The organism is uncultured Veillonella sp. (genome assembly GCF_934190855.1).
Lineage (GTDB): Bacteria > Bacillota > Negativicutes > Veillonellales > Veillonellaceae > Veillonella.
In genome coordinates this window covers 1-4,527 of record NZ_CAKPTN010000134.1, presented here as the reverse complement: position 1 = coordinate 4,527, position 4,527 = coordinate 1, and the positions used below count along the sequence as shown (strand labels likewise).

4 protein-coding genes are annotated in these 4,527 nt (G+C 42.3%); all 4 read left to right on the top strand.

The genetic code is table 11. From position 1 onward, the window contains the following. A partial coding sequence (gene pyk / locus Q0F90_RS07500; RefSeq protein ID WP_296004412.1) for a pyruvate kinase occupies positions 1–1,268 on the top strand: 1,268 nt, incomplete at its 5' end. Positions 1,269–1,293: 25 nt separating this feature from the next. Next, entirely contained in the window at positions 1,294–2,037 is a 744-nt protein-coding gene (locus tag Q0F90_RS07495) for a Bax inhibitor-1/YccA family protein (protein WP_296004411.1), read from the top strand. A gap of 11 nt (positions 2,038–2,048) precedes the next feature. Continuing rightward, a complete protein-coding gene (locus tag Q0F90_RS07490) occupies positions 2,049–2,960 on the top strand; it encodes a LysR family transcriptional regulator (RefSeq protein ID WP_296004410.1) in 912 nt (303 codons plus the stop codon). 393 nt (positions 2,961–3,353) lie between these two features. Further along, positions 3,354–4,527, top strand: a 1,174-nt coding sequence (locus Q0F90_RS07485) for a DASS family sodium-coupled anion symporter (protein WP_296004409.1), incomplete at its 3' end; no start/stop codon positions are given.

Sequence of the window (4,527 nt, the reverse complement as noted above, 5' to 3'; positions counted from 1 at the left end):
TAGCGCTTAGCTTGCCACCTGTATCTGAACAAGACGAAGCGGACTTGCGCTTTGGCTGCCAACAAGGTGTAGACTTTGTGGCGGCGTCCTTCATGCAACGCGGTAAAGACATTGTGGCTATTCGCCGCATCCTTGAGTCTGAGAAGAAAGACATCAAGATTATTGCAAAAATTGAAAATGCTGAAGGCGTTAAAAATATCGATGAAATCTTGGAAGTAGCGGATGGCCTCATGGTCGCTCGCGGTGACCTCGGTGTAGAAATTCCTGCAGAAGAGGTGCCAGTACTTCAAAAAATGATGATTGAAAAATGTAATGACTTGGGTAAACCAGTTATTACGGCTACCCAAATGCTTGAGTCTATGATTCAAAATCCACGTCCAACACGTGCGGAAGCGAGTGACGTAGCAAATGCTATCTTAGACGGTACCGATGCGATCATGTTATCTGGTGAAACAGCAAATGGCGCTTACCCTGTAGAGGCGGTTGCGACTATGACTCGCATTGCAGAGGTAACAGAACAGGCTGCTATTTACGACAGCAACAGCCGTGCTCGTCAAGATGAAGATATGACGACTACGAGTGCGGTATGTTTAGCAAGCGTGCGCATCGCTCAAAACCTTGGGGCTGCCGCTATTTTGACATGTACTGAATCTGGTCATACGGCGCTTAGCACTGCTCGACATCGTCCGGCTTGCAAAATTATTGCCGTAACACCGCATGACGAAACAATTCGCCGCATGCAATTGTGCTGGGGCGTAGAGGCTATTAAAGGCCATGAAATCGTTAACTCTGATGAAATGGTTAAGCAAGCTATTACAGGTGCTCTTGGCACAGGTGCTATCGAGTCTGGCGACTTAGTTGTGGTGACTGCTGGCGTGCCATCTGGTGCTACAGGCACTACAAATATGATTCGCGTTCACATTGCGGGCCAAGTACTCTTATCTGGTAATGGTATTTTGCGTAAATCCGTTACAGGCACTGTATTCATTGCTGCAAATCATAAGGGCAATTATGAAAGCTTCAAGGACGGTGACATCCTCGTTGTAGGCACAATGGAGCCTGAATTAATGGCTGTTGCAAAACGTGCAGGCGGTATTATTGCTGTTGAAGATGGCTATACCTCCGACAGTGCTATTGCAGGTATTACCTATGGCATTCCTGTTATCTTAGGCGCTAAAAACGCTCATGATCTACTTCTTGAAGGTCAAGAGGTAACTATCGATGGTGAACGGGGCAAGGTGTTTGCAGGCATTGCGAATGCTCGATAAGTAGAGAACAATGAGGAGAGAGACTATGAATCCATATAATGTAACTGGACCTAGCAATTCTCAAGTTGCTCAGGTTGAAAGTATCGTATCCCAACGTTTGAAGGGATCCTTCTTGTGGATGGTTGTAGGTTTGCTTACAACTATCGGTGTTGGCTTTGCTGCGTTAGCAAATCCAAACTGGTTGCGCTTTGCGTACCAAAATTTCAATATCATCTTATTAGTAGAGCTTGGCGTTATTGTCCTATTTAGTGCTCGAGCATACACGGCCAACGTAATGACCTTGCGCGGTATGTTCTTCCTCTACAGTGCGTTGAATGGTCTTACATTGACCTTGATATCTCTCCGATATAATGTGTTTGATGTAGTCATTCCTGCCTTAGTAGGTACGTTGGCATTCTTCATTGGCTTTGCTATAGTAGGGGCTACTACGAAACGTAACTTATCTTCACTCACACCATATGTAATGGCTGCCTTAATTGGTATGATCATCGTATCTTTTGTGATGATAGGGGCTCGTTACTTTAACGTGGCTGTACTCAGTGCTTTCAGCGATACAGTGAGCCTCGTGCTTGGTTACGTAGGCGTTGTAGTATTCTCCATCTTTACGGCTATTGATGTAAACCGCATTAAAAATAATGTGACAGAGTTAGCTTTGATGGAGGATGAAAGTATCCTAGACCGCATCGAAATTACAGGTGCATTAAATCTATACTTAGATTTCATTAACTTATTCTTATCCTTATTGCGCATCTTTGGTAATAAGCGATAACAGGAGATATTATGGACGATAGAGAATGGCAAACCTTTGTGACCGTTGTCGATGAAGGCAACATTACAAGGGCTGCAGAAAAATTATTTTTATCGCAACCAGCACTTAGTTATCGGTTGCGCCATATGGAAAAAGCCTTGGGCCATTCTCTATTGTTGCGGACTGCTGAAGGGATTGCCCTTACGGCACAAGGCGAAATTTTCTATGAGTATTGTAAAAGGATGATGCAAGATCAAGAAGCGTTGGAGCATGCTATGAACTCTGCGTCTGGTAAGATTCAAGGGACCTTGAAAATTGCGTCATCTATCAACTTTGCAGACTATGAACTACCTGCCTTACTTAAGTCGTTCCGCGAACAATATCCAGATGTGCATATTCAAGTAAAGACTGCTTTCAGCCATCAAGTGGTAAAAATGTTTAACACTGGTGACTGTATGGTTGCCTTTGCGCGAGGTGGTTATGAAGTATCTGGTAAATCTGAATTGTTATTAGCAGAACCATATTGTTTGGTCTATAAAGAATTAGTACCGCCTAAGTCGTTGGAGAAGGTACCGTTCATTAAATACCAAACAGATGCGTCTGTAGCCAACATAATTGAAACTTGGTGTGCAGAGCATTTTGAAGAACCACCGAGCGTTGCGATGGATGTAAACTCTATGAGTACGTGCCGTCATTTTGTGCGTGCCGGCCTTGGGTGGTCCATCTTGACCTATATGGGCCTTGGATCTTGCAAGGATAAAGATATCTATGTAAGCCCGTTGCGCGATACAGACGGTGAATGCATCACTCGTGATACGAATATGGTGTACACTAAAGATGCAGAAAATCTAGTGGTTGTAAAAACATTTATCGAATATGTTCGCAATTACTACAAAGAACATACCGTTGTGGATGATAGTATTTTTAGAGAATATAAAGCATAAGAACCCTTGCAATAGAGCATATCTATGAACTCTTATAAGTGTTTATCCATGCTAATTCAGTATTAGACTTTTTCGATATAATAGGTCATAATAAAGATGTCTCGAAAGAGCAAAGCAGTCCATGTAAGTGCATGTATACCCCCTTTGGGGACGTATACATGCATTTTTTTCATTTGGGGCTGCAATTCTATGCTCAAAATGCATAAAAAGTATGATTGATAGATATAAAAGTTTTTATAACCCCTATAAAGGTAATCTATTTTTCATAATTCTTTTAAACATTTATAATGAGTGTAGACTTCATCAAGGTAACGGACGTCGCGAGCTGTTACGTTGTTAAAGACTAGATGATTTTATGTATGCCTAAGTTAGTTAAGAAAGGTAAAGACACACATGAAAGACAAATTATGGCGTATTGGCATTATGGCTGCCATCGTCGCATTTATGTGGTTCGGTGGCACCCCAGAAGGTCTCAAACCGCAAGTATGGAAATTATTCGGTATTTATTTAGCTACTATCGTGGGCTTGGTATTAAAACCATTCCCAGTTCCTATTACAGTATTATTAGGTGTTGCTACATCTTCTATTTTGTTGAGCAACACAAAAGATGTATTAGCTGGCTACAGCAATACAGCATTATGGTTGATCTTCGCAGCTTTCGGTTTATCCGTTGCGTTTGGCAAAACTGGACTTGGTCACCGCATTGCGTACTACTTGGTTCGCGCTTTTGGTAGTACTACACTTCGTCTTGGTTATGTTACGGCATTCCTTGATTTGATCTTGTCCCCTGCGACTCCATCCAACACAGCTCGTGCGGCTGGTATCGTATATCCTATCAACTTGTCCATCGCTGAAGCGGTTGGTTCTTACCCAGGTGAATCTGCTAAAAAGGCAGGCGCTTACCTCTTACAGAATGGTTACTTTGCAACAAAAGTAACATCTTTCTTGTTCGCCACAGCAATGGCGCCAAACTTATTGGCTCTTGATTTCATTACTAAATTGACAGGCGTATCCTTGAACTGGGGCCAATGGGCTGCAGCTATGTTCGTACCTGGTTTTATCATGTTGATGTTAATGCCACTCATTGGTTACATGTATGAACGTCCAACAGTAAAAGAAATCGACAACAAGAAAATTGCTAATGATGGTTTAGCTGAATTGGGACCTATGAAAGCGTCCGAAAAAGGCCTTATTGCAATTGCACTTCTTGCAATCACTGGTTGGATTCTTCCAACATTTGGTATCAAAATTGACGCTACAGCAGTTGCTATTGTAGCGATGATTGCTACATTTGTATGTGGCATTATTACTTGGGATGACTTGCTCAAAACTAAAGCTGCTTGGAATACATTGATTTGGTTCGGCGGTATCTTGGGCTTATCCTCCGCATTGACTAAAGGTAAATTCTTCGAATGGTTAGCTAAATTCTTAGAAACTCATATGAACTTCGGCTTAGATCCATTCATGATGCTTATCCTTATCTCCGTTATTTCCGTTGCTGTTCGTTACTTCTTCGCATCTGGTACTGCATACATCTCCGCGATGCTTCCAGTATTCTTGATCGTTG

What these genes read in the sequence shown, in the direction of transcription:
- Q0F90_RS07495 (WP_296004411.1), top strand. Translation starts at nt 1,294, where the DNA reads ATGAATCCATATAATGTAACTGGACCTAGCAATTCTCAAGTTGCTCAG.
- Q0F90_RS07490 (WP_296004410.1), top strand. Translation starts at nt 2,049, where the DNA reads ATGGACGATAGAGAATGGCAAACCTTTGTGACCGTTGTCGATGAAGGC.